The sequence below is a fragment of the Chitinophaga sp. XS-30 genome, from assembly GCF_008086345.1.
Classification (GTDB): Bacteria; Bacteroidota; Bacteroidia; order Chitinophagales; family Chitinophagaceae; genus Chitinophaga.
The window spans coordinates 6,142,117-6,167,749 of sequence record NZ_CP043006.1 but is presented as its reverse complement, the minus strand read 5'-3'; the positions used below and the strand labels follow the sequence as shown (position 1 = coordinate 6,167,749).

18 protein-coding genes are annotated in these 25,633 nt (G+C 53.0%); 7 read left to right on the top strand and 11 right to left on the bottom strand.

Annotated elements, in window-relative coordinates; genetic code table 11:
- Nucleotides 1-78: 78 nt before the first annotated feature.
- The 11 genes from FW415_RS24800 to FW415_RS24750 form a co-directional block, all read right to left on the bottom strand.
- Complete coding sequence (locus FW415_RS24800; RefSeq protein WP_148389769.1) at nucleotides 79-1,254, bottom strand: M20 family metallopeptidase; 1,176 nt, start codon at nucleotides 1,252-1,254, stop codon at nucleotides 79-81.
- A gap of 113 nt (nucleotides 1,255-1,367) precedes the next feature.
- Nucleotides 1,368-1,796 (bottom strand): SPOR domain-containing protein, encoded by a 429-nt coding sequence (locus FW415_RS24795; RefSeq protein ID WP_148389768.1) that lies wholly within the window; start codon nucleotides 1,794-1,796, stop codon nucleotides 1,368-1,370.
- Nucleotides 1,797-1,911: 115 nt separating this feature from the next.
- Nucleotides 1,912-2,568 carry a deoxyribose-phosphate aldolase gene (deoC, locus tag FW415_RS24790; RefSeq protein ID WP_148389767.1) on the bottom strand — a complete coding sequence of 219 codons (657 nt, stop codon included), beginning with the start codon at nucleotides 2,566-2,568 and terminating at the stop codon, nucleotides 1,912-1,914.
- Between the two features lie 79 nt (nucleotides 2,569-2,647).
- Nucleotides 2,648-5,965, bottom strand: coding sequence for a preprotein translocase subunit SecA (gene secA / locus FW415_RS24785; RefSeq protein WP_148389766.1), 3,318 nt, complete (start codon nucleotides 5,963-5,965; stop codon nucleotides 2,648-2,650).
- A gap of 235 nt (nucleotides 5,966-6,200) precedes the next feature.
- Entirely contained in the window at nucleotides 6,201-7,238 is a 1,038-nt protein-coding gene (locus FW415_RS24780; RefSeq protein WP_168208974.1) for a TlpA disulfide reductase family protein, read from the bottom strand.
- A 38-nt stretch (nucleotides 7,239-7,276) separates the two neighbouring features.
- On the bottom strand, nucleotides 7,277-8,770 hold the full coding sequence (locus FW415_RS24775; RefSeq protein ID WP_148389764.1) for a PKD-like family lipoprotein: 1,494 nt from the start codon (nucleotides 8,768-8,770) through the stop codon (nucleotides 7,277-7,279).
- A gap of 25 nt (nucleotides 8,771-8,795) precedes the next feature.
- A complete protein-coding gene (locus FW415_RS24770; protein ID WP_168208973.1) occupies nucleotides 8,796-9,554 on the bottom strand; it encodes a DUF4843 domain-containing protein in 759 nt (252 codons plus the stop codon).
- Nucleotides 9,555-9,566: 12 nt separating this feature from the next.
- Nucleotides 9,567-11,018, bottom strand: coding sequence for a RagB/SusD family nutrient uptake outer membrane protein (locus tag FW415_RS24765; protein ID WP_148389762.1), 1,452 nt, complete (start codon nucleotides 11,016-11,018; stop codon nucleotides 9,567-9,569).
- A 17-nt stretch (nucleotides 11,019-11,035) separates the two neighbouring features.
- On the bottom strand, nucleotides 11,036-14,410 hold the full coding sequence (locus FW415_RS24760) for a SusC/RagA family TonB-linked outer membrane protein (RefSeq protein WP_148389761.1): 3,375 nt from the start codon (nucleotides 14,408-14,410) through the stop codon (nucleotides 11,036-11,038).
- Nucleotides 14,411-14,450: 40 nt separating this feature from the next.
- Entirely contained in the window at nucleotides 14,451-15,434 is a 984-nt protein-coding gene (locus tag FW415_RS24755; RefSeq protein ID WP_148389760.1) for a FecR family protein, read from the bottom strand.
- Nucleotides 15,435-15,570: 136 nt separating this feature from the next.
- Nucleotides 15,571-16,170, bottom strand: coding sequence for an RNA polymerase sigma-70 factor (locus FW415_RS24750; RefSeq protein ID WP_168208972.1), 600 nt, complete (start codon nucleotides 16,168-16,170; stop codon nucleotides 15,571-15,573).
- Nucleotides 16,171-16,370: 200 nt separating this feature from the next.
- On the opposite strand from FW415_RS24750, the gene FW415_RS24745 reads away from it, so the two are divergent.
- The 7 genes from FW415_RS24745 (at nucleotide 16,371) to FW415_RS24715 (ending at nucleotide 25,608) form a co-directional block, all read left to right on the top strand.
- Nucleotides 16,371-17,666 (top strand): sugar MFS transporter, encoded by a 1,296-nt coding sequence (locus tag FW415_RS24745; RefSeq protein ID WP_148389758.1) that lies wholly within the window; start codon nucleotides 16,371-16,373, stop codon nucleotides 17,664-17,666.
- 36 nt (nucleotides 17,667-17,702) lie between these two features.
- Complete coding sequence (locus FW415_RS24740) at nucleotides 17,703-18,866, top strand: Gfo/Idh/MocA family protein (protein WP_148389757.1); 1,164 nt, start codon at nucleotides 17,703-17,705, stop codon at nucleotides 18,864-18,866.
- A 181-nt stretch (nucleotides 18,867-19,047) separates the two neighbouring features.
- Nucleotides 19,048-20,100, top strand: coding sequence for a sugar phosphate isomerase/epimerase (locus tag FW415_RS24735; RefSeq protein WP_148389756.1), 1,053 nt, complete (start codon nucleotides 19,048-19,050; stop codon nucleotides 20,098-20,100).
- Between the two features lie 48 nt (nucleotides 20,101-20,148).
- Nucleotides 20,149-20,547 (top strand): c-type cytochrome, encoded by a 399-nt coding sequence (locus tag FW415_RS24730; RefSeq protein ID WP_148389755.1) that lies wholly within the window; start codon nucleotides 20,149-20,151, stop codon nucleotides 20,545-20,547.
- Between the two features lie 73 nt (nucleotides 20,548-20,620).
- Nucleotides 20,621-21,346, top strand: a complete 726-nt coding sequence (locus tag FW415_RS24725; protein WP_148389754.1) for a DUF1080 domain-containing protein — start codon at nucleotides 20,621-20,623, stop codon at nucleotides 21,344-21,346.
- A 3-nt stretch (nucleotides 21,347-21,349) separates the two neighbouring features.
- Entirely contained in the window at nucleotides 21,350-22,090 is a 741-nt protein-coding gene (locus FW415_RS24720) for a ThuA domain-containing protein (protein ID WP_148389753.1), read from the top strand.
- 104 nt (nucleotides 22,091-22,194) lie between these two features.
- Entirely contained in the window at nucleotides 22,195-25,608 is a 3,414-nt protein-coding gene (locus FW415_RS24715; RefSeq protein ID WP_148389752.1) for a ThuA domain-containing protein, read from the top strand.
- Nucleotides 25,609-25,633 lie beyond the last annotated feature (25 nt).

Sequence of the window (25,633 nt, the reverse complement as noted above, 5' to 3'; positions counted from 1 at the left end):
AATTCTAGTCTCACAGATGTACACCGTTCCGGTTTTTACCGGGACGGTTGGTTCTTTGGGAAGAGCAGCAGGGCTTTTCTAAAACCGCGCCGCCAGATAAGCCATCGTACCCGCCCCGATCTCCAGCGCCCTCTCATCGATATCGAAAACCGGGGTATGCACGCCTGCGGAAATACCGCGTGCCTTGTTGCCGGTGCCGAGGCGGAAAAAGCAGGCGGGGATCACCTGGGAATAGTAGGCGAAATCTTCGGCGCCCATACGCAGTTCTGTATCCGTCACATTTTCTTTGCCGAGGTAGTCTTCTGCGAGGGAACGGGCGGTGGCCGTCACATTTTCGTTATTGTATAAGGTGGGATACCCCACCAGTATATCTATATCGATCTCCGCTCCCATGGCATGTACGAGTTCGGTGGCCTGTTTGCGGATCAGCTCATGCGCGCGGAAGCGCCAGGTTTCGTCCATGGCCCGGAAAGTGCCCATGAGCTTCACTTCACTGGGGATCACATTGGTGGTGAAGCCGCCGTTAAAAGCGCAGATGGACAATACGGAGGGGGAGAACGGATCGTTGTTGCGGCTAATGATCTGTTGCAGGCTCACGACCAGGTTGGAGGCAATGAGAATGGTGTCTGCCGTAAGGTGCGGCGCCGCAGCGTGGCCCCCTTTGCTTTTTACGGTAATGTAGATCTCGTCCGCACTGGCCATGTATTGCCCGCCGCGGAATCCGAGGATGCCGGTTTCCATGGCCGGGAGCACATGCAGGCCCAGAATGGCCTGTGGCTTGGGGTTTTCCAATGCGCCGTCCCTGATCATCAGGCTGGCGCCGCCGGGGTGTTTCTCTTCTCCCGGCTGGAAAAGTATTTTGATGGTGCCTTCAAATTCGTCCCGTATCTGCTGCAGGATGCGGGCCGCGCCCAGCACTACGGTGGTATGCACATCATGGCCGCAGGCATGCATGATACCGGGGTTTTGTGACTTGTAAGGCACATCGTTGGCTTCTTCGATGGGCAGCGCATCGATGTCCGCCCGAAGGGCGATCACTTTTTTATCCGGGTTTTTCCCCTTGATGAGCGCAACAATGCCGGTACCGGCAAGGCCTGCGGTGTAGGGGATGCCGTATTCATCGAGTTTGGACTGGATGAACTTCGATGTCTCGTATTCCTGGAAAGAAAGCTCCGGGTGGGAATGGAGGTGATGTCTGCAAGCTATAAGATCAGGTGCGTATTCGCTGGCCAGGGATTTGATGCTTTGTTTCATCCGTTTATTTTTATTTTTTTCGGGCCGGATGGAGCCTCGGGTGCTTCATCTCCGCATGTTGATGTATTAATCAGATAAGGCGCCCCATGAGTTATTGCGCGCCGGGAGCTTGCTTAGTCGAACTCAGTGCCGGGTGTAACATTGATGATCGCGGGCACAACGAATACGCCTCCGGAAAACTGGTTGAGCAGCTTGTTGCGCAGTTCGTTCGCTTCCTCCCGGGTCTTGAAATCGCCTACACGCACCTTGAAATACGGCGCCTGGAAGTCGATATAACTGCGATACTCCGGAAACAGCTGCATGGCTTTGGCTTTGGCGTCATTGGCATCGTTGCGGCGGTTGGTGGTGATCACCTGCACGCGGAAGCCGGGCTGATTGCGGATGGCCAGGGTATTGATATAGATCTGTTTCCTGATGAGGATGTCTATACGGCTGTCTTTCGTTACTTTAACCGGCCCGTTGTCCGCATAAGTGCTGTCCTGCGCCCGCAGGGATACTGCGGCCAGCAGAAAAATGAATAAACAGCCTGTTCTTAACATCATATGAAAATCGTTTGTTTGCTCAAAAAAATGCGGGCATTCCGCATGCCCCGGGTTCCATCAAAATACTGCATCAGCCGGTATTGGTGCTTGCACCTGTTGTATTATCACCTGCTTTTTATAGCGATGCTTCCTTCATCAGTTGTACACTTGCACTTGCTCCGATGCGGGTAGCTCCTGCGGCGATCAGTTCCTTCGCAAAGGCAAAGGTACGAATCCCCCCGGAAGCCTTGATCCCGATATTTGCGGGCAGATGTTTGCGCATCAGCTGCACGGCTTCCACGGTGGCGCCCTTTTCCGCATATCCGGTGGAGGTTTTTACAAAATCCACACCGAAGCGGGCATACAGCTCGCAGCATTTGATGATTTCTTCCTCCAATAATATGCCACTTTCAATAATAACCTTGATGACCCGCTGTTTATTGCGGATAATGGGCATGATGGTGGCGATCTCTTTTTCGAGGTAAGCCCAGTCCTTATTACGGATAGCGATGATATTGGCCACCATATCCAGCTCGTCTGCTTCATCGATGATGGCCAGCACGCTTTCGGCCACTTTGGCTTCAATGGCGGAGTATCCGAAGGGGAAGCCGGTGACGGTGGCTACTTTGGTATTGGTGCTGCCCACGAACGTCTTTGCCAGCTTTACGAAGGGAGGGGGAACGCATACTGCCGCAAAATCATACTCCACGGCTTCCATGCAGAGGGTTTTGATATCCTCCAGGGTGGTGGCGGGTTTCAATACAGTATGGTCGATATAGCGGTTCAGTCGCATAAGGCTGCTTAAAGTAATAACGGAGTTACGCAGGTGGCCTGTGTAACTCCGTTATTAAAATTAAAATATTATTGAGTGATTACAGGTCTTTACCGTGACATTGCTTGAATTTCTTGCCGCTGCCGCAGGGGCAGGGGTCGTTACGGCCTACTTTCGGCCCTACACGTACCGGTTCCGGGCGATGCTGCTCTTCAGCCGGCGCATATTCCGGTTCACGGCGGCCATTTCCTGCCGGTGCTTCTTCAAACTCCTGGTGTGAGGCGCGCATACCGCTCATATCGGTTTTTTCTTCCCGGCCTTCCCTGATCTGCTCACGGTTATCCCTTTCCCCGGGGATACCTGCCTTGCAGAGGAATGCCACGATCTCGCGGCTGGTTTCCCCATCCATCTGTTTGAAAAGGTTGAAAGCCTCGAACTTGTAGATCAGCAACGGATCTTTCTGCTCGTACACGGCGCTTTGCACGGACTGTTTCAGATCGTCCATGGCGCGGAGGTGTTCCTTCCAGGATTCGTCTATCAGGGCCAGTGTGATGCTGCGTTCCAGCGCGGCAGCAGTTTCGCGGCCTTCTGTTTCCACCACTTTTTTCAGCGGGGCCAGCACATTGACGCCTTTTTTGCCGTCCGTGAAGGGAATGGAGATATTCTCGATATGGCTGCCCTGTTCCTGGAATATCTTTTTGATCACCGGGAGGGTGCCGTTCACCAGTTCCGTAGTTCTGCGATGGTAATTTTCCTTGGCTTCTTCGTACAGCTTGCCGGCTATTTCCTGCAGGCTGCCTCTGCCCAGTTCTTCCGCTGTAATGGCGGTATCTGTGGCAAAGTTCATCAGCACTTCCAGCTTGAAGGCTTCATAGTCGCCGCTTTCACGGTGGATGGTCACGAGGTTCTCAGCCACATCGTAGAAGGCGTTATCGATATCTATTGACAGGCGTTCGCCAAAGAGGGCGTGGTTACGCTTGCTGTAGATCACGGAGCGCTGTTTGTTCATCACGTCATCATACTCCAGCAGGCGTTTACGGATGCCGAAGTTATTCTCTTCCACTTTTTTCTGTGCGCGTTCGATAGAGCGGGTGATCATGCTATGCTGGATCACTTCGCCTTCCTTGTAGCCCATCCGGTCCATCAGCGAGGCAATACGGTCTGAGCCGAACATGCGCATCAGGTCATCTTCGAGGGATACGAAGAACTGTGAGGTACCGGGGTCGCCCTGACGGCCGGCACGACCACGCAACTGGCGGTCTACACGGCGGCTTTCATGGCGTTCGGTACCGATGATGGCAAGACCGCCGGCTTCTTTCACACCAGGGCCGAGCTTGATGTCCGTACCACGGCCGGCCATGTTGGTGGCAATGGTCACGGCGCCGGCAAGCCCCGCTTCCGCTACGATCTGTGCTTCACGGGCATGCTGTTTGGCGTTCAGTACATTATGCGGGATCTTCTCGAAGGTGAGCATTTTGCCCAGCAATTCGGATACCTCTACGGAGGTGGTACCCACCAGTACGGGGCGGCCAGCTTCCTTCAGTATCTTGATCTCGTTGATAACGGCTTTGTATTTGTCGCGTTTCGTTTTATACACCAGGTCTTCCGCGTCTTTACGGGTGATGGGGAGATTGGTGGGGATGGTCACCACATCCAGTTTATAGATCTCCCAGAACTCGCCGGCTTCCGTCACCGCTGTACCGGTCATACCGGCCAGTTTGTGGTACATACGGAAGTAGTTTTGCAGGGTGATGGTGGCAAAGGTCTGTGTAGCGGCTTCCACTTTCACATTCTCTTTCGCTTCAATCGCCTGGTGAAGTCCATCGGAATACCGCCGGCCATCAAGGATACGGCCGGTCTGTTCGTCCACGATCTTCACTTTTCCGTCCATTACTACATATTCCACATCTTTTTCGAAGAGGGTATATGCTTTGAGGAGCTGCTGTACGGAGTGAATACGTTCGGATTTGATGGAGAAGTCCTGCAGCAGCTGATCTTTCCGCTGCATTTTCTCTTCGGCGCTCAGTTCCAGTTTTTCCAGGTCTGCTATTTCCGCACCAACGTCCGGCAGCAGGAAGAAATGAGGATCTTCACCGGCGCCGGTGATGAGGGCAATGCCTTTTTCGGTCAGTTCAACGCTGTTGTTCTTTTCCTCAATGTGGAAGTAGAGGCCTTCATCCACTTTAGGCATTTCCCTTTGCTGGTCGGCAATATAATAGTTCTCTGCTTTTTGCTGCAGCACTTTGATGCCGGGCTCACTTAAATATTTAATGGTAGCGCTGCTTTTGGGAAGACCGCGCCATGCGCGCATCAGGGCCAGGCCACCGGTCTTGGGATCGTCTTTCCCTTCGGCGATGAGTTTCTTGGCTTCCTGCAGGTACTGGTTCACTACTTTGCGCTGCTCTTCCACCAGCCGCTGGATGCGGGGCTTCAGAGCGTGGAATTCCTGTTCATCGCCACGCGGAATGGGGCCGGAGATGATCAGCGGTGTACGCGCATCATCGATCAGCACACTATCCACTTCATCCACCATAGCGAAGTGGTGCTTGCGTTGCACCATTTCTTCGGGACTGTGCACCATGTTATCGCGGAGGTAGTCGAAACCGAATTCGTTGTTGGTGCCATAAGTGATATCCGCCTGATAGGCAGCGCGGCGTTCGGGGGAATGCGGCTGATGTTTGTCGATGCAATCCACCGTGATGCCCAGGAATTCAAAGAGCGGGCCGTTCCATTCGGAGTCACGGCGGGCGAGGTAGTCGTTCACCGTGACGATATGCACACCTTCACCGGCCAGTGCGTTCAGATAGGCCGGGAGTGTGGACACGAGGGTTTTACCCTCACCCGTGGCCATTTCCGCGATCATACCTTTATGCAATACGGAACCACCGATCAGCTGTACATCGTAGTGCACCATGTTCCAGGTCACTTCCGTACCGCCGGCTATCCAGGAGTTTTTCCAGGTCACTTTGTCACCTTCAATGGTAACATACTCTTTTTTCACCGCCAGCTGCCGGTCCAGCTCAGTGGCTTTGGCCGTAATGACAGTGCTTTCTTTGAGACGGCGGGCGGTTTCTTTTACTACGGCGAAAGCTTCAGGAAGCAGTTTCTCCAGAATTTCCTCGATCTGTTTATCGCGTTGCTTGATGAGCTTGTCAATTTCCTTATAGGCCAGGTCCTTCACGTTCACATCCTCATCACTTTCCGCAGATGCCTTCTTTTCGGCAATCTCCTGGTCGGTGTCGGCAAGATGTGCCTGGATGCGGGCGCGGAATTCCTGCGTTTTACCACGCAGTTCATCAATGGTCAGGGATGACAGTTTTTCGTACTCCTCATTGATCTGCTTCACAACAGGCAGGATCAGTTTGATATCGCGGTCAGACTTGTTTCCTCCAAAAAGCTTTGTTAAAAAACCTAGCATGTTAAAATTTCGATTTCGTATGATAAAAGTAACCTTGCACAGGAGTCCTGCGTGGTTGTCTATAGTCAAATATTACGCCCGGAGCGGAGGTTGTGACAAGGTGGCAGAACGGTCCTTTTTCCGGAAGGCCTGTAAAATTAGGAATTTTTGGGGGATGGGGCTAAAAAATCGGGGGCTGTCTTGCGAACAGCCCCCAGGGTATAAAGACACAGTAGGTAACCTGATGGTACCGGGATCAGTTTTTACCCAATATCTCCGCTACTTTCTTTTCCAGTTCAGCCCCACGCAGGTCTTTGGCGACGATCACGCCCTTTTCGTCTACCAGGAAGGTGGCAGGGATACTGCGGATATTATACAGTCTGGCAATATCCGATTGCCAGAATTTCAGGTCAGACACATGATTCCACACCAGCCCGTCCTTTTTGATCGCCTCTTTCCATTTTTCACCCTCTCCTTCTCTGTCCAGCGATACCCCGATGATATTGAAGCCTTTATCATGATATTTGGAATACACACGCACCACATTGGGGTTTTCTGCGCGGCAGGGCCCGCACCAGCTTGCCCAGAAATCGATCATCGTCAGTTTGCCTGTTTTCACCACTTCAGACAGGCTTTTTATGCCGCCTTCAGGTGTCGGCGCCTTGAAATCAGGCGCTTTTTTGCCGGGCATCACCGCCGTCATACGGTCAATCCGGTCGCGCACGAGCCGGCCGAACTCGCTTTTTTTCACCGCGTCACTGAACTGCTGATAAATGGGCTCCTGGTCCCCGGCGGACATATATCCGAGGGAGATGCCCAGCAGGTAGGCGGCTACTACATTGTCGCCATTCTTGGCCAGAAAGTCCTTACGCTGTTTCTCCTGCCGCGTCCGCAGTACGTTCATCTGCTGCTGTGTTTCTTTTTCCATGGCTTCATACCGCAGGTAAGCCTCCTGGGCTTTCCCGCCGGAGATTTCCATATTTGCAGCCTTTCCCGAAACGGTCACGTTGGTATTTTCAAGGAAGAACAGCTTTCCGCGGCCCCCTTCGAGCGCTATGGCGTGGGGATAGGCTTCGGGTACACTGCCTGAAAAGCGGAAGGTGCCGTTTTTAACAGTACCGGCTGCCACGGTATCGAATTTCGTACCGCCGGTCACTTTTAACAGCCATATTTTTTTGTTGTCCGCATCCTCCAGGTTCCCGTTGATGGTATATTGCTGGGCCTGCACTGTGACCGTAAAGCATGCCGTAACGGCCACAAGGGCTGCCAGTTTGCTGATGTTCGTGTTTTTCATCTGTATATATTTATTTTTTGTGTCTGAAAGAAACGGGTTCAACGTGTCCGGTAAGCAACGTCCACTATTTTCCCGAAGCCGGTGTAGGTCTTCGTCAGCACCAGGTCCCCGTTCACGGCGGGAACATCGTACAGCCGCATGGTGCCCTGTTCCGCCGCCGGTTTTCCGGGGTCGTAGGTGCAGACGATCAGCGCTTTTTCGAATGCCGCATATTTGCTGCTGCCGTTGAAGTGCTGGCATTTGATCAGCGATATTTTTTCCGTTCCCATGTCCAGCATCAGCTTGCTGTTTCTGTTGAACATATCGTACTGGTATACCTTTGCGCCCACATTGTAGAAGATGTATCCAAACTGATGGCTGACGGCAAATGACTCCGCCTTGTCGATATCCGTTCCGGTCATCTCCCCGTAATAGGTCTGGGTAATACCTGTGGAAACGTTCATCCTGTACAGCCAGGTTTTGTTGGCGGCATCGTCTTTCAGGATGGCGAACACATCATTATTACTGTACCGGGTATTGGCCATGTAGAGCATCCTGCGGCCGGTGGAGTAGCTGAAAAGGCCGTCCGGCGGGTCTTGCAGCAGGTAGCTATAGGTCTGGCTGCCTTTGTAGCCCACGAAACGTCTGTTCGTTTCATCGTAGATGACCATATTGGAGGCTATCCTGTTGGAAAACCCGAAGAAAGGCGCCGGCTTGAATAAAGTGCCTTCGGCCTGTATGCTGTTGATGGGGAGCGTATAACCGGCTGCAAAGATGAAATGTTGGTAATAGATCTCGTCTTCCGTGACCATGACATGCTCCACATTGTCCATATTGCTGACGTACAAAGGAGCAAAACCGGCGGGTGGTTTCCCCTGCATTTCGTATTCTATGGCATTGGAAGGTTGCCACAGGAATGTTTCGGAATGAATGCTGTTAGTGCCGGTGCCCGCGCTGAGGTAAATGCCCCCGCCCTGGTTTTTGGTGGCGTAAGTGACATGCCGGGGGTGCTTTTGCGGTGGCAGCTCACATCCCACCTGTGCCAGCACGTCGATGTATATGCGCTCAGTCGTATCATCCAGCCTGGAGATCATATCCAGCCGGGCGTCTGTATTTACATCGGAATAAAGCAGCCATCCTTCGTATATGGTGGATTTTACCTCCAGCCGGAAGGTTTTGCTCCACTGGATGCCGGTTTTCTTGTCCTTTACGCGGTAAGACATGGTGAATCCGGCATTGGGCTTCAGCACCACCTTGTAGTTGAGGTCCCTGGTGCGGGCCACTTCGGTCCGTTTGACATCCGGGAACACGCGGTCGCCTTCATCCAGGATGGCGATCCATTCATATTCATAATCCGCGGTATCGCCTTTAGCGTCCTGCGTGAATGTCAACACAGGATTGATCCGCAGCGTATCGAGGGACAGTATGGTATATTGGCTTTCGATACCTTCAATACCCACTTCGTTGACATCCCGGTAATCATAATTGCCGAGGTCTTTGTAACAGCCTGTTGCGCAGAGCAGCACGGCAAGCAGGAAGATATATGGTCTCATGTTTTAGCATTAATAAGTTGAACAATCATTGTGCGCCGGCGCCCATTACCATCGGCAGGCCATCTTCATCCAGTATTACATTTCCCGCCGCGGCCTGGTCATTCAGGTATTTCTGGGTGAACTTGCCGAGGAAGGTGTTTTTGGAGACGGTGAGGAGGGTCTGGTCGTTGAAGTTGGCCAGGGGCTCCCCGCTGATCTCCGCGATGAGCAGGATCTTCTTTCTGCTGAAGGTGCCGAGCATATAGTCCCACCAGGCCCGGGGCATGGCAAGCACGTCGTTCACCTGGACGGTAAAGCGCGTAAGGCTTACTTTCTCTTTTGTAGTGGTGTTGATGATCTCATCGCTCAGCTTCAGGTCGAAATGTTCATTCGGCAGCAATTCCAACTGTATCTGGAAAGTATCTGCGAGCATGTCCGCCGTCCGGTGCAGGGTTACCGGCAGCTGGAAGATATTGGTTCCGGCCGGTATGCTGTATTCCGTCTGAAGGGCGGTGAAATGAACGCCTGCGGTGGCCGTGGTGTTTTCTTCCACCACTTTCAGGCGGAAAGCGCGGTCCTGATCCTGCAAATACCCCCTTGTGCGCACCGGTACAAGAATGGTGGTGTCTGTTACATCGTGCGGAGCATATGCGAAGGTGACCTTGCTGGTGTCTGTACGTACATTGCTGACGGTAAGGGAAAAATAGACGCCGTCGGTTTCGCTGTAGGTGGCCAGTTCCTTTTCGCAGGCGCCAAGTGCGAGCAGGGTGAAGGCTGACAGCATGCTGTATATTGATCTTTTCATGATAAACATTTTTTAATTCCGGTAAGCCAGCTCGCTGTCCGGAATTTGCAGTACATATTTGGATGCGTTCATGGCTACGTTCCCCGAGGCGGAGGAGCCGTTGGGAATGGAGGCAGTGTTATTCCTTTTGTAATAGAAGAACAACTGGCCTTCACCGTAGAATTCCTTCAGGTATTCTTTCCTGATCTCGGTTGTCAGGTTAGCGTTGGATGGAAGGTCCGGCAGCCCGCGGGCTTTTCGTACGGTATTCAGATACCCTGCTGCGAGCGGAGCGGATGGCTCGCATTCTGCTGCAATGTAATACAGCTCTGTCTTGCGCATCAGGGGCAGCAGCTGGCGGTAAGGCCGGTTTTTATCGGTAATGTCCGAATACTTGAAAAAGCATTTCACCGTTACCGCATTATTGTCCGGGATGCGCCAGAAAACGGACTTGAAGCGAAAATCGTTCTCATTGCTTTCATAGGTAGTATTCAGCCGGCTGGCCTGGGCGGTGAGCAGGCTCCTGGCATTCAGGGCCGGCGCGTAGTAATTGTTGTATTTTTCATACAGCCTTGCATCGAACTGGGCGAAGAGCAGTTCTGATGAGAACACCTTGTCCGGATTGATGTTATCGGTCACTGCATTCACGTTCACGAAGGGGAACCATTTTTCCACATCCGGCAGGGCCTGTTTTACGACTTCGAGCGCGGCGGTTTTGTTCCCGCGGTAAAGTTCTGCGCGTGCTTTCAGCAGTTGTACGGCGTAATAGTTCATGGCCAGGTTGCGGTAGCGGAATTTGTTCGAGCTGCCATCCGGCGCGGCGGAGAACAATGTGCCTTCCGTGATCACCGGATCTGAAACGGACAGCAGGGCGTCCGCTTCATCCAGGTCTGCCAGCACTTTGGCAACAACTTCGCTGGCCGGCAGAAAAGGGAGGTATTCAACGGTATAGTGATCATAGTAGGGGATGGCATCGGCGGTGGAATCCACGGTATTGTACATCGGCCCGAAGAGACGCAGCAGATCGAAATGCAGGAAGGCCCGCAGCCCGAGCACCTGACCTTTCAGCAGCTGGTAGTTCCTTTCGCTGGCAAAGAGGCTTTTGCGTTCGTCGATCACCAGCATCATCCTGTTGAGGTTGCTGATGCTTTTGTAGAGGCCCTGCCATATGCCGTCTACCTTGCTCTTCACAGCGCTTTCCTGGTAGCTGTAGCTGGTGACGGTGCGGAGGTAGTGGTCTGTAGCGGAAGTGTTGTAACGCTGGGCGAGGGCTTCCAGCATTTCCATCGTTAGCTGCCCGCCGTAGAGATTTTGTGAGCAAAGCTCCAGGTACACGCCGTTCAGCGCGGTGTAAAAACCATCTTCCGATTTGTAGAGCTGTTCTTCAATGGTCCTGTCCTTCGGCTTGACGTCCAGCCATTTGTTGCAGGATGCGGTCAGCAGGAGCGCTGCTGCCAGGATGCTATGTAAGGTAAATTTCTTCATGTTCTTGCGGTTTGAATTTAAAAGCCGGCGCTGAGGGAAAAGGATACCGAGCGGGAAAAGGGATAGTCGATACCTCTTTCGCTGACGATGGTCGATTTGCGGAAAATGTCATTCATATAGGCATTGAGCGTGATATAGCTGAGGCCCAGTTTTTTCAGCTGGTCGTTATTCCACTCATAGCCGATGCGGATGCTTTCGCCGGCAAGGGTATTTTCCTCCTGTACAAAACGCGAAGATGCCGGCGTTACTTCTGTGGCGCTGATATTCTTGAATGTGGCCACATCGCCCGGCTGCTTCCAGCGGTCGTACAGCGCGCGTTTGTCCTGGTTCTTCTTCAGCCCTTCCATGCTGATATTTTCCACTTTGTTCCAGAGGGCGGTATTGAACACATCGCCGCCGAAGCGGTAGCGGATATAGATGCTGGCGCTGAAGCCCTTGTATGAAAGCGCATTGCCGAACACGCCTTCCAGGTCAGGCCGGGTATCGCCTACAACAGTTTCATCATCGTAGCTGTGCACGAACGTGAGCGTGCCGTCTTTACGGATGAAGACTTCCCGGCCGGTAGAAGGGTCGATGCCGGCGGACCTTACCGCCCAGATGGCCGTGGTGCTGCTGCCGTCTTTATACCGCTCCAGGTTTTTGGAGATATTGTTCTTATTGAATGCATCCAGTTTGTTGCCGAGGTCTTCGAAGGTGGAAACCGTCCTGCGGGCATTGACGCTCACGGTCCAGACGATGCGCTGCTGCGGCCGGTACACCGGTCTTACCGCCAGGTTGCCATAAAATCCTTTATCGATCTGTCCGCCGAGATTGGTGGTGTACACGGGGAAACCTACGGAGGAGGGGACGTTGATGTCCACCACCAGCGGGTTCGTAATATTGTTGTACACATCGGCGGAGAAAGAGATGCGGTTGGCCAGGAATGCCAGATCAATGCCGATGTTCCTGTCCAGCTTCTTTTGCCATTGCAGGTTGGGGTTACCCGGTTCCTGTATCACGGCGCCCAGATCGAAGTAATTGTACAGGGCGGTGTTATAGGCATAAGTCGTGAAGTTGATATACGACGCTACATTCTGGTTGCCCGGTTTGCCCACGCTGCCGCGTAGCTTGAGGATATTGATCCAGCGGTATGCCTGCAGAAAAGGTTCGTTGTGCAGGTTCCAGGCCAGCCCTACCGACCAGGAGTCGCTGAACCGCTGGTTGGCGCCGAAAACACTGCTGCCGTCCATCCGGTAGCTGGCGTCGATAGCATAGCGCCTGTCGTACAGGTAGCCGCCGTTCAGCAGATAGCTGTTGGAGCGGATCGTTTGTTCATTGTAGATGGGTTTGCCTGCTTCCTGGTAGCCGGTAGCATAATTGGGCGATTCAAAACCGGCCACGGGGAAGCCCTGTGCGGTGTATCCCTCCATTTCCGCCTGGTTCTGCTGCAATTGCCATTGCGCTACGCCATTGAGATTATGTTTCCCGAAATCCTTTCCGTAGATCAGTGAAAGGTTCCCGTTAAGGGCAAGCTGGGTGGTATTTGAATTCTTGTAGGAGCCTTGTTTGAGAAATTCCGTTTCCTGGAAGATGGAATGCTGGCCGGGAATGAATACCTCATTCCTGGTAGCCGTTTGTGTAGCCTGCAGCCTGGTACGGAACATCAGGCTCTGCGTGAACCGGTATTCCGCCTGCAGGTTGTTGATGATCTGCGTATAGGTCGTCTGGTTCCTGTTGGCCAGTTGCGCATCCCACAAGGGGTTGGCTACAATGTATTCCGAAGAACCGGTACCGCCCCATGTGGAGTTTTCCAGGTAGCGGGTGATGTTGCCGTTGCCGTCCGTTTTGCGGAAATAGGGATTGGTTTCGGCGAAGGTGGCAAAAGAGCCGTAGGGAGACTCGGTGGCCTTGCTGATATTCAGGAATAATTTATTGGAGATGTTCCATCTTTTTTTGCGGTAGATGAGATCGATATTGCCGCCGCCGATGGTTTTACCGGAGCCTTTCATGATGCCGTTGGTGCGGGTGATGTTGGCGCCGATGCCGTATCGCATCTGGTCGTCCCCGCCATCTGCATATAAATTATGCCCGGTGGTGTAACCGGTGCGCAGCGGTTCATTCATCCAGTAGGTGTTCACGCCGCGTTGCACTTCCGCGAGGTGTGCATGGTAGAGGGAATCCAGCTCCAGCTGTTGGTCCTGGTACAATTCAAAGCGGGAGTTCAGGGAGTATCTTCCGGCCAGCCGTTCGAACTCCAGTTTTTCCTCCGCATTCATCAGGTTATAGTCCCGCAGATCGGGGAACTCCACCCGGTTGTCCATGGAGTAGGACACACGGAGGGAGCCTGGTTTGGGTTTCTTCGTTTCAATGACCACCACGCCATTGGAAGCACGGGAGCCATAAATGGCTGTGGACGCGGCATCGCGGAGTACGGTAATGGATTCTACCCGGTTGATGTTCATGTCCACTACCGTTTGCAGGCTTACTTCAAAACCATCCATGATGAACAGCGGCTGGTTGGCATTGGAGCCGAATTGGTCGCGCAGCGTAATGGTAGCGGTTTTTCCCCTGATCTCAAGGTCGGGCAGCACATTGGGATTGGCGCCCTGGAGGTTATTTTCCAGTACGGCAAAAGCAGGGTCCAGCGTTTTCAGGCTTTGTATCACGTTCTGATTGCCGATCTGTTTCAGTTCCCTGTTGGTGTAGGTAGCCGTGGCACCGGTGAAGCTCTCCTTCTTACGTTCGAAGATGCCGGTGATCACCACTTCTTTTATCTTTTCCACATCCTCCTCGAGTGTTACCTGCAGGGATGTGGATCGGGCATCCACGACAACTTCGCGGGTTTTATAGCCCAGGTAGCTGAATACCAGTACATCCCCCGGTTTGGCAATGATGGAAAAGCTGCCGCCATCTTTCGTGGCCGTGCCGATAGTGGTGGCTTTGATGCGGACGGTGATGCCGGGTATCTTCTGTACCTCTCCGCTGGTGTTCCGCAAAGCCACTGTTCCTGTAATGCGCAATTGCTTTACTTCCTGCCGGATATCGCCGGCAGGAGAAGCAGGTCCCTGTTTCTTCAGGATTACCTGGTTTCCCATTACCCGTACTTCGGCATTGCCTTTGAAGAGCCGGTGCAGTACATTGCCCAGGGTAAGGGAGCGGGCATCGATGCTGATGATCTCGGACCTGTTCAGTTCTGTTCCGTCATATACAAAATGCAGACGGGTTTGTTTCTCGATGTCGGACAGGATATTGGACAAAGGTTGATTTTTGACCCTGACGGTCACGACCCTGTTCAGCGCGAAGGTATCCTGCGCCGTGGCGGCATTCCCGGAGGATAATGCGAGCGCCAGCAGGAGGCCGCACGAAGCCCTGCGCCATAGGTTATGGGTCGGTTTCTGGTTCAAGATGGACATAAAGACGAGTTTAGAGTTTGGTCAGATATAGCGTTGTTGGTTAGTGAATAAATACAGTATCGCCACGTTTTTCGTAGCGGTAATCATACAGTGCGTTCAATGTTTGCAATACTTCTTCTATTGATCTCTGGCTAAAACGGGCATTCAGTTTTTGTGCTTTCCGGGAGTCGTTTTCCAGTATCACGGCCATCCCGTAGCAGTCGGACAGCACGTTGCAGACTTCTTCCATGGGCATATCCACAAAGCGGAGCTCACGCGTTTTCCAGGCGAGTGCATTGGGATCTGCCTCCCGGTCCGGCGCAAGCGTTCCGGTGGTTTTATGGAAAGAAGCACCCTTGCCCGCCTGCAACCGCAGGGGGCTGTTATCGCCGCTGCGGCCGAAGGCCACTTCCCCTTCCGCCACGTAGAGTTTTATGCTGTGGCCGGTAACAGAGAGATTAAAGGCGGTGCCCAGTACATCAACGTTGAGGTTACCGGTAGCAGCGGTAAAGGGATGGGCTGCATCCTGCTGTACATCAAAGAATGCCGTGCCTTCATCCAGGAATACGGTTCTCGTTTTTCCCCGGAAGGTTTCCGGATAGCGGATGGCGGAATGGCTGTGGAGTACGATCCTGGTACCGTCGGAGAGGGTTACCGAATCGGTTTGGGCGGTGGTACGGAACGTTGTCAGTTTTTCCGCAGCAGGTTGCGCCCACCAGTAGGTGAGGGCGACCAGGCCCGTGATGGCTGCGGCTGCGGCATATTTCCACCAGTTGAGCTTTGGAGAGGTGGATGCGGCCTTTGCGGAAGGGTATCGTTCATGCAGGATGTGGATGAACCGTGCTGTGGCAGCGTCTGCCTGTGTGCTTTCAAATACGCTGGCTTCCGCGGCGCCTTCCCAAAGCGACCGCAGTTCCGCCAGCAGCTTATGGTTACCGGCGTCTTTGGCCAGCCATTCCTGGAGTGCTTTCTGGTTATCGGGATTATCCGGTTCATCGAGCGAACGGATAATCATGGCATAAACTTCCTGATCGGATCCTCTCATACAATTTCGGTTGATTGTTCAGCTAAGACAAGTCAAACGCATTCAGCCCCCAAACGGAGGCAGATAATTTTTTCCGGGTTCTTCGGACAAAACAAATTAATGGGGGGATGACGGGCAATCGTGAACCAGGTGAAGGTTACACGCCCAGCAGGAACAAAAGTATTTTCAGTTTCGCATCCGGCGGCAGCGTCTGCGAATCGTTTTCCAATAAAGTTGCTCTGAGTTGCCTCAATGCAATGGTCATCTGATTTTCAATGGTCTTGACGGACAGCTGGAGCGAATCTGCGATCTGTTGGTTCTTCATGCCGTCAAAACGGCTCATCTTGAATATCTTTTTACACCTGTCCGGCAAAGCCTCGATGGCTTTGTGAATATTTTCGCGAAGTTCCTGTTCTTCGATGAAAGTGCAAAGATAACTTTCTTCTGAAAGGTGTTGCAGGGCTTCGTGGTGGTGGCGCAATCTTTTTTCCCGCTGAAAATGGTTCATGACGCGGTTGATCAGTGCGCGGAAAAGATAACTTTTCAGGGCGGCCGGATGGTCCGGCGCCAGGTCTTTTTCCCAGATGTTCAGAAAAACGTCCTGGATCATTTCTTCGGCGAGGCTTTTATCGTCTATGTATTTACGGGCAGCGGCAAAGAGGATGGGGAAGTAATGTCGGTAGACACCGGCAAAAACTTCCGGGTCCCGGGCCTTGAGGCCGCGGAGCAGGTCATTGGTATGTAAGGAGCCCTTCATTTTATAACTGGCAGCCATTTCTCATGCGGATCCATCGGAACAAATGTTAAAAAAAGCTAAATTAACATGCCGGGGGATTCCGGATGATGAAATATTCACCTAAAGCAGGTATCTTATCACAAAAAGATAAAAATATGTAAATACTTTTTATAAATTTAAACGTTTTAATCAAGCCATAGAATTTTCACAAAATCGCGTTTATGAAGCAGATACAGCCTGAAAAGCTATTTGTTGCCAGCTGTCTGGCCTTGCTCGTTACTTCCCTATCCTTTGGAATCCGGGCCGGGATACTCGGCCAGCTTGGTGTACAATTTCATCTGAGTGGCCAGGAACTGGCCATCATTACCGGCACTGCCTTCTGGGGCTTTCCCCTGGCTGTAGTGATCGGAGGGTTCATCGTGGATGCCATTGGTATGAAAAGGTTGCTGGTAGCGGCTTTTGTGTTGCACCTGCTGGGTATCCTGTTGACTATCTGCACACCCTGGTTCTCGTCAGGTTTCTGGCCCCTGTTTATTTCTACACTGTTCATCGGCATGGCCAATGGTACAGTAGAAGCTGCCTGTAACCCGCTGGTGGCAACCATTTATCAGGATAACAAAACAACAAAACTGAATCACTTTCACCTCTGGTTCCCTGGTGGTATTGTGATCGGAAGCCTCATTGTATTCTTCCTTAATATGGTAAACATAGGTTGGCAGATTCAGGTAGCCACGATGCTGGTACCCACGCTGATTTACGGGTTCCTCTTCCTGAAACTCGACTTCCCTGTAACAGAGCGTGTGGCTGCGGGTGTTTCCAACAAGCAGATGTACCGTTCTATTGCCAGCCCTTTATTTATATTTATGTTCATTTGCATGTTCGGAACAGCGATAACCGAACTGTTTACCAACCAGTGGATCGAGATACTGCTGAAGAATGTAACAGCGTATGGTTTGCTGGTGTTGGCACTGACCGCCGGAGTACAGGTATTAGGCCGTGCTGTTGCCGGTCCCGTGGTGCATAAAATGTCACCTACCGGCGTATTGTTGGCATCCGCTGTTTTCTCAGCGTTCGGCCTCTATCTGATGGGAAGCGTTTCCGGTAACATGCTGTTTGTGGCAGCTGTTATCTTCGGGATAGGGATCACCTATTTCTGGCCGACCATGCTGGGTTTCGTGTCTGAGAATATTCCGGAATCCGGAGCATTGGGTATGAACCTCATCGGTGGCGCAGGGATGTTTGCCGTATCCGTTTATACTTTCTTTATGGGAGGCTTTTATGACAGCATCATTGCCAAGAATCTGCCAGCGAGCGCATCTCTGGATGTTTACCGCTCGGCCGCTCCGGGTACGCCCGAAGCCACCACTTTTCAGCAGGCGCAGGCTGTTGCCGGTCCTGAGATCATCAATGTGACGCTCATTATCCCGGTGATCCTGATCGTTGCATTCGCCGGGCTTTTCTTTTACATGAAAGGAAAAAAGAAACAGACCCTGCATTCAACGCTGCAAACAGCATAATCAACATAGAAAACGGTAATCGAATATTTTTATAGCATGAACAGAAAACTCAGAATGGGAATGATCGGAGGCGGCAAAGACGCCTTCATCGGCGCCATCCACCGCATCGCGGCGAATATGGACGGGCTGATAGAATTGAAAGCGGGCGCTTTGAGCATTAACCCCGAAGTTGCCCAGGATTCCGGACGCTCTCTCTTCCTGGATGAAGACCGCATCTACACGGACTTCAAAACCATGCTGGAGAAGGAAGCCGCCATGCCGGCGGACAAACGCCTGGATTTCATCACCATCGTTACGCCCAACTTCGCACACTTTGAACCCGCCATGATGGCGCTGGACAAAGGTTTTCACGTAGTGGTGGAAAAACCCATCACCTTCACGCTGGATGAAGCCAAACAACTGAAAGCCAAACAGGAACAAACCGGCCTGTCACTCTTGCTGACACATACTTACACCGGCTACCCGATGGTGAAACAGGCCAAACAAATGGTGAAGGCCGGTGCGCTCGGCAAGATCCGGAAAGTATGGGTAGAATATCCGCAAGGCTGGCTCAGCAAAATGAGCGAGCGCGAAGGTAATGCCCAGGCTGCCTGGCGCACAGACCCCAAACGTTCCGGCAAAAGCGGCGCCTTCGGCGACATCGGCACGCATGCATTCAATCTCGCGGAATATATCTCCGGCCAGAAAGTGGATAAGTTATGCGCTGACCTCCTCATTCAGGTGGAAGGCCGTATGCTGGATGATGACGGCGCTGTGCTGATCCGCTTCGATGGCGGTGCCGCAGGCGTGCTGCAGGCATCACAGGTGGCGGCAGGCGAAGAAAACGCCCTCAAGATCCGCGTGTATGGCGAAAAAGGCGGGCTCGAATGGGCACAACATGAACCCAACACCCTGCTGGTGAAGTGGCTGGACAAACCCACGGAGATCCTCCGTGCCGGTGGCGGCAACCCGCACCTCAGCAGCTTTGCCACCCATAATTGCCGCACGCCCGGCGGGCATCCGGAAGGATACCTGGAGGCATTCGGCAACCTCTACCGCAATTTTGCCCTCACTTTGCAGGCAAAAGCAGACGGTACTGCTCCAGCCCCCGAAGCCCTGGATTTCCCCGGTGTGGAAGAAGGCATCCGCGGCATGGCATTCATCGACATGGTCGTGAAATCATCCGCCAGCGAACAGAAATGGACAAAATTCGAAATTTAGGGACCTGAGCAGGATCAGGCGCCCGCCAGATAAAGATCAGTGCCGGAAACAATGAAAGCACTGATCTTCAGATTTTTTAACAGACAAGGAAACCGGGCATGAGAGATTTCTCATACGGGGAAGGTTGGTGCAAGGTTCCTTCTGGCCATTAAGAATCAATTATTAACAGAAGAAACAGTTTATGAGGACGATCAAAGGACCAGGCATTTTCCTGGCGCAGTTCCTGGACGATAAAGCGCCTTTCAATACCCTCGAAGGCATTTGCAAATGGGCCGCCGGCCTGGGTTTTAAAGGCGTGCAGATCCCCACCTGGGACCCCCGCATGATAGACCTGCAAAAAGCAGCCGAAAGCAAAACCTATGCGGACGAGATCAAAGGCATCGTGCAGTCCGCCGGTATGGAGATCACCGAACTGTCCACTCACCTGCAGGGGCAGCTGGTAGCGGTGCACCCTGCTTACAACGAGCTGTTCGATGGCTTCGCTCCCAAAGAACTGCACGGCAACGCCAAAGCCCGCACAGAATGGGCGGTTAACCAGCTGAAATACGCCGCCAAAGCCAGCCGTAACCTCGGCCTCAATGCACACGCCACTTTCAGCGGCGCATTGCTCTGGCATACCGTGTACCCCTGGCCCCAACGCCCGGCGGGACTGGTGGAGACCGGTTTCCGGGAACTGGCGGACCGCTGGCTTCCCATCCTCAATGAAATGGATGCGAACGGCGTGGACCTCTGCTATGAGGTGCATCCGGGGGAAGACCTGCACGACGGCGCCAGCTACGAACAGTTCCTGGCCGCCACCGGCAACCATCAGCGCGCATGCCTCCTGTACGACCCCAGCCATTTTGTGCTGCAGTGCCTGGACTATCTCAGCTATATCGATATCTATCATGAAAAGATAAAGATGTTCCATGTGAAGGACGCAGAATTCAATCCCACCGGCCGCTCCGGCGTGTACGGCGGCTACCAGGGATGGATCGACCGCCCCGGCCGCTTCCGCTCCCTGGGCGACGGACAGGTGGATTTCTCCGCCGTGTTCAGCAAGCTGACGCAATACAACTACGAAGGATGGGCCGTGATGGAATGGGAGTGCTGTATGAAACATCCGGAAGACGGCGCCCGCGAAGGCGCACCGTTCATCAGCGACCATATCATCCGTGTTACGGAAAAGGCGTTTGACGATTTTGCCGGCACAGGTGCGGATGAGAACCTGAACCGCCGTATCTTGGGGCTCTGATCCGGGCTAAAACGATTTCTCAATTATTGTTATCATAAAAGCGTAAAAATGAAGAAGACCATATGGGCGCCAGTATGCATCAGTGCGGCGATCCTTTTTGCTGCATGCGGCGGCGGTGAAGAAAAGAAAACAGAAGAAAAATCTGAAGAGACCCCTGTAGTGGTAGACGATTCCATGGTTGCGCCCACAGCGGGCAAAGGCAAGGAACTGATCGCTGCGCAGGATTGCAAGACCTGCCATCAGGAAGATGCCAAACTGATCGGCCCTTCCTACAATGAGATCGCAGCCAAATACGAGAACAACGATGAAAACATCGCCACCCTCGCAGGCAAAGTGATCAAAGGCGGCGCAGGCAACTGGGGCGAGATTCCCATGGCCCCGCATCCGGCCATCCCCGAAGAGGACGCAAAGGAAATGGTGAAATATATCCTCTCCGTAGGAAAATAACCAGGTAAAGACAAACACAACATAGGAAGCCGGCAAGGCTGCTTATGACCCGAAAAATTAAATATAAACACAGATGAAACGTATTATCTCATCCGTATTGCTGCTGGGCGTGCTGGCAGGATGCGCCTCCACACAGGCACAGAACGGAGGTCCTTCCCTGACAAAGAAAGAAAAGAAAGCCGGCTGGAAACTGCTGTTCGACGGCAAAACAACCACCGGTTGGCGCGGATTCAAGAAACAGGAAGCTCCCTCCGCCTGGAAAGTGCAGGACGGCGCGCTGTTCCTCGATACTGAAGCCAAAAAAGCCGGTGCTTCCGGCGGAGATATCATGACAGTGGAACAGTTCGAAAACTATGAACTGGAACTGGAATGGAAAATATCCAAAGCAGGTAACAGCGGTGTCATCTTCAGCGTACAGGAAGGCGATCAGTACGGCGCTACCTACTCCACCGGCCCTGAAATGCAGGTGATCGATGATGATGGGCACCCTGACGGCAAGAATGTAAAACATAATGCCGGCGAACTGTATGATCTCATTGCTGCTCCCGCCCGTTACGCCAAACCGGTAGGAGAGTGGAACACCGCAAAGATCATCAAGAAAGACGGCAAGCTTACGCTGCTGCTGAACGGCAAGGTGACCGGCGAAACAACCATGGGCACACCGGAATGGGACAAGCTTGTGGCTAACAGCAAATTCAAGACCTGGAAAGGTTTCGGCGCATTTGCCAAAGGCCATATCGCCCTGCAGGACCATGGCGACGGCGTATGGTACAGGAATATCAAGATCCGTGAACTTTAGTATATGAAATTCCTTCTCCGAAGCCTGCTCATTATCTGTGGTATTTGCATCCTCTTTGCAGGATACGCTTTCACAACCGCAAAGGCCAAACCCAGGCTGCTGGTATTTTCCAAAACGGCCGGTTTCCGGCACGATTGCATACCCGTGGCCAAACTGGCCATGATGCAGCTCGGTGCGGAAAAAGGATTTGCGGTGGATACCACCGAAGATGCGGCGGTCTTTACCGCAAAGAACCTGAAACGCTACAAAGCCATCATATTCCTGAACACTACCGGAAATGTACTGGACGACGGGCAGCAGGCCGCCATGGAAAACTATATCCGTAAAGGCGGCGGTTACGTTGGCGTACATGCCGCCACGGATACGGAATACGACTGGCCCTGGTACAACCAGCTGGTAGGCGCCTATTTCCTCAGCCATCCGCACCAGCAGACGGCAACGCTGCATGTGGAGGACCGGGATCATCCGGCTACACGGCACCTGGACAGTACCTGGATCCGCAAGGATGAATGGTACAACTTCAAAAGCATCGTTCCCGGTCTGCATGTGCTGCTCAGGATCGATGAGCAATCCTACAAGGGCGGCAAGAACGGGGACGACCATCCCATGAGCTGGTGCCGCGATTTCGACGGAGGCCGCACATTCTATACCGAACTGGGCCATACAAAGGAATCATATAGCGAACCGGCCTTCCTGCAACATGTATGGGGCGGCATCGAATATGTGATGGCGAAAAAGAAGTGAATGGAATGATGACAGACAAACACATAAGATAAGCATATAGAGACGCAGCAACCTGCGTCTCTATATGCTTTTAATACATCCCGTTATTTAAACTAACAACCTTGATGAAACATCTTTTAATCATTATGATCCTTGCCGTGACGGGCCTGGGCATTGCGGGTTGCAGTAAATCCCGCCCCGGCAAACCCCGGGTGCTGGTATTTACCAAGACCGCCGGTTTCCGTCATGCCTCCATCCCTGCCGGCATCAATGCCATACAACAACTGGGGAAGGAGAACGGCTTTGATGTGGATACTACCGAGAATGCAGCACGATTCACCGAAGATTCCCTGCAGCAGTATGCCGCCGTGATCTTTCTGAACACCACCGGCGACGTGCTGGACACCCGCCAGGAAGCGGACTTTGAACGTTACATCCAGGCCGGTGGCGGCTTCGTGGGTATCCACGCCGCTACCGATACGGAATATGACTGGGCATGGTACGGTAAACTGGTAGGCGCCTACTTCGAGAATCATCCTGAAGGCACGGAAAAAGCCAGGCTGATCATCAAAGACAGGAACCATCCTTCCACGAAAGACCTGCCGGAAACATGGGAACATACCGATGAATGGTATAATTTCAGGAACGTCAACAAGGAAACCAAAGTGCTCATCTCGGTAGATGAAAAATCCTACAAGGGCGGCACTATGGGCGATGATCACCGCATCAGCTGGTATCATGAATACGACGGAGGCCGCGCATTTTATACAGAGCTGGGGCATACGGAAGAATCCTATACCGAAGCGCCTTTCCTCCAGCATGTGCTGGGCGGTATCAAATACGCCATCGGCAAGAATCAGATGCTGGACTACTCCAGGGCCACTTCGCAGCGCGTACCGGATGAAGACCGCTTTACCAGGCAGGTACTGAACGGCGGCAACTTCTTTGAACCTACGGAAATGGCCATCCTGCCCAACCTGGATGTGCTCATCGTGCAACGCCGCGGTGAAGTGCTGTTCTATAACAACACCACACAGGCGCTCACACAGGTAGGTTACCTCAACGTTTATCATAAAACGGATGTGCCGAAAGTGAATGCGGAGGAAGGCCTGATGGGCGTTGCCGCAGACCCGGATTACGCAAAGAACCACTTCGTATATCTCTTTTATTCCCCTGCAGATACCTCCGTGAACCGCCTGAGCCGTTTTGTGTTCAGGGATAACAAGCTGGACATGCAGAGTGAAAAAACAATACTGCAATTCTACTCGCAACGCGATATCTGCTGCCACACCGGCGGCTCCATCGCTTTTGGTCCGGATGGCTTGTTGTACCTCTCCACCGGGGACAATACCACGCCGTTTGATGAACCGGGAGAAGCGTACACCAGCAAAGGCTACGGTCCGGTTGACGACCGCCCCGGCCACTTGCAGTACGATGGCCGCAGAACATCTTCCAATACCAATGACCTCCGGGGAAAGATCCTCCGTATCCGCGTAAAGGAAGACGGTTCCTATTCCATTCCAGATGGCAATCTCTTCAAGCCCGGTACAGACAAAACGAAACCGGAGATCTACGCCATGGGCACCCGCAATCCCTACCGGATCTCGGTAGACCAGAAGAACGGGATCATTTACTGGGGTGATGTAGGGCCGGATGCGGCAAAAGACGATTCGCTCAGAGGCCCCATGGGTTATGACGAAGTGAACCAGGCGAAAAAAGCCGGCTACTATGGCTATCCGCTCTTTATCGGGAATAACCAGTCGTACCGCATGTACAATTATGAGACCGGGGAGTCCGGCGCGTTTCATGATCCGGAGAAACCCGTCAATAATTCCCGGAACAATACGGGGCTGACCAACCTCCCGCCCGCAGTGCCCGCGTTCATCTGGTATCCCTACGGCAAATCCGCAGAATTTCCCCTGGTGGGCAGCGGTGGCCGGAATGCGATGGCAGGGCCGATATATTACAGCGAATTCTACCCGAAGGCAACACGCCTTCCGGAGTACTATAATGGCAAGCTGTTCATTTACGACTGGATCAGGGGCTGGATCATGGCGGTTACGCTGGACAAGGATGCCAATTATGTGAAGATGGAGAAGTTCATGCCTTCTGCCCAATTCAACGCGCCGATAGATATGGAGATGGGGCCTGACGGGCGCCTCTACATCCTGGAATACGGTAAAGGCTGGTTCAGCAAGAACCCCGATGCCGCGCTCGTCCGTATCGATTACAATGGAGGGAACCGTGCGCCGAGGACAGAACTGAAGGTGGACAAGCTTACCGGTGCGCTGCCGTTCAAGGTGAAGCTCACCGCGGAAGGAGCCATGGACCCGGATGGAGACCCGCTGACCTTCCTCTGGAATTTCGGCAACGGCAACAAGAAAGAAACAACGGAACCTTTTGTGGAACATACTTTCACGGCCGCGGGCGAGTACCCGGTATTCGTGGATGTGTCCGACAGTCACGGCGCAACTGTGCGCAGCAAGATGATCAACGTATATGCCGGTAATGAAACACCGGAAGTCAATATTGATATCGTGGGCAACAAAATGTTCTACTTCCCCGGCAAGCCGGTACGCTACAACGTTTCCGTGACGGACAAGGAAGACGGCAGCACGGCCGCCGGTACGCTGGATGTATCCAACCTTTACATCAAGGCGCTGTATATGGAAGGCAGGGATAAAGCAGCCATGCCGCAGGGGCACCAGATCATTTCCGGCGCTATCGCCGGCAGGAACATCGTGGAGTCATCGGACTGCAAAACCTGTCACAAGATCAATGAAAAATCCATTGGTCCCAGCTTTATGGACGTGGCTACCAAATACAAGGATGATCCGAAATCACCGGAATATCTCGCGGAAAAGATCATCAAAGGCGGCGGCGGTGTCTGGGGCGAAACAGTGATGTCCGCCCACCCCACCATTACCCCCGGTGAAGCCCGGCAGATCGTGGAATACATTTTCTCGGTAGCCGGCGGCGCAAAACAGGAACCATCCCTGCCCGTCAGCGGTACCGTGGATGCAACGGCCGGCAGCGAACTGAAAGATAACGGCTTCCTCTATCTGATGGCCAGTTATACGGATAAAGGCGGTGCCGGTATCCGTCCCATTACGGGCGCGGCCAATGCGGAACTGCGTAACCCGAAGATACAGGCAGAGCGTTATGCCAAGGCTGATGGCGCGGCAACTGTGGATATCAGCGGCAGAAAGCTGCTCATTCCTACGGCCAGCTCCTGGGCTTCTTATAAGGACCTCGACCTGGCGGAAGTGAACGGAATAGAGCTGACGTATTTCGTGCAGGATGTTCCGCAGTACGGTTATATCGTGGAAGCACGGCTGGACGATGCGGTGAACGGGCAGTCACTTGGCGAAGTGAAGATCGGCGCCAATGCGCAGAAAGAAACAGCGGCTACGGCAACCATCCGTTTCCCCGCCTGGACGGGTAACGACAAGCATACCCTGTTCCTCGTCTTCAAAGCGGCAGACCCTGCGGAGAAAGCACCGGTAGGGATCGATTTCATTAAACTGCTGGCGAAGTAGACCGCCGCAGATCTTATAAATAAAA

What these genes read in the sequence shown, in the direction of transcription:
- FW415_RS24800 (WP_148389769.1), bottom strand. Translation starts at nt 1,254, where the DNA reads ATGAAACAAAGCATCAAATCCCTGGCCAGCGAATACGCACCTGATCTT.
- FW415_RS24795 (WP_148389768.1), bottom strand. Translation starts at nt 1,796, where the DNA reads ATGATGTTAAGAACAGGCTGTTTATTCATTTTTCTGCTGGCCGCAGTA.
- deoC (WP_148389767.1), bottom strand. Translation starts at nt 2,568, where the DNA reads ATGCGACTGAACCGCTATATCGACCATACTGTATTGAAACCCGCCACC.
- secA (WP_148389766.1), bottom strand. Translation starts at nt 5,965, where the DNA reads ATGCTAGGTTTTTTAACAAAGCTTTTTGGAGGAAACAAGTCTGACCGC.
- FW415_RS24780 (WP_168208974.1), bottom strand. Translation starts at nt 7,238, where the DNA reads ATGAAAAACACGAACATCAGCAAACTGGCAGCCCTTGTGGCCGTTACG.
- FW415_RS24775 (WP_148389764.1), bottom strand. Translation starts at nt 8,770, where the DNA reads ATGAGACCATATATCTTCCTGCTTGCCGTGCTGCTCTGCGCAACAGGC.
- FW415_RS24770 (WP_168208973.1), bottom strand. Translation starts at nt 9,554, where the DNA reads ATGAAAAGATCAATATACAGCATGCTGTCAGCCTTCACCCTGCTCGCA.
- FW415_RS24765 (WP_148389762.1), bottom strand. Translation starts at nt 11,018, where the DNA reads ATGAAGAAATTTACCTTACATAGCATCCTGGCAGCAGCGCTCCTGCTG.
- FW415_RS24760 (WP_148389761.1), bottom strand. Translation starts at nt 14,410, where the DNA reads ATGTCCATCTTGAACCAGAAACCGACCCATAACCTATGGCGCAGGGCT.
- FW415_RS24755 (WP_148389760.1), bottom strand. Translation starts at nt 15,434, where the DNA reads ATGAGAGGATCCGATCAGGAAGTTTATGCCATGATTATCCGTTCGCTC.
- FW415_RS24750 (WP_168208972.1), bottom strand. Translation starts at nt 16,170, where the DNA reads ATGAAGGGCTCCTTACATACCAATGACCTGCTCCGCGGCCTCAAGGCC.
- FW415_RS24745 (WP_148389758.1), top strand. Translation starts at nt 16,371, where the DNA reads ATGAAGCAGATACAGCCTGAAAAGCTATTTGTTGCCAGCTGTCTGGCC.
- FW415_RS24740 (WP_148389757.1), top strand. Translation starts at nt 17,703, where the DNA reads ATGAACAGAAAACTCAGAATGGGAATGATCGGAGGCGGCAAAGACGCC.
- FW415_RS24735 (WP_148389756.1), top strand. Translation starts at nt 19,048, where the DNA reads ATGAGGACGATCAAAGGACCAGGCATTTTCCTGGCGCAGTTCCTGGAC.
- FW415_RS24730 (WP_148389755.1), top strand. Translation starts at nt 20,149, where the DNA reads ATGAAGAAGACCATATGGGCGCCAGTATGCATCAGTGCGGCGATCCTT.
- FW415_RS24725 (WP_148389754.1), top strand. Translation starts at nt 20,621, where the DNA reads ATGAAACGTATTATCTCATCCGTATTGCTGCTGGGCGTGCTGGCAGGA.
- FW415_RS24720 (WP_148389753.1), top strand. Translation starts at nt 21,350, where the DNA reads ATGAAATTCCTTCTCCGAAGCCTGCTCATTATCTGTGGTATTTGCATC.
- FW415_RS24715 (WP_148389752.1), top strand. Translation starts at nt 22,195, where the DNA reads ATGAAACATCTTTTAATCATTATGATCCTTGCCGTGACGGGCCTGGGC.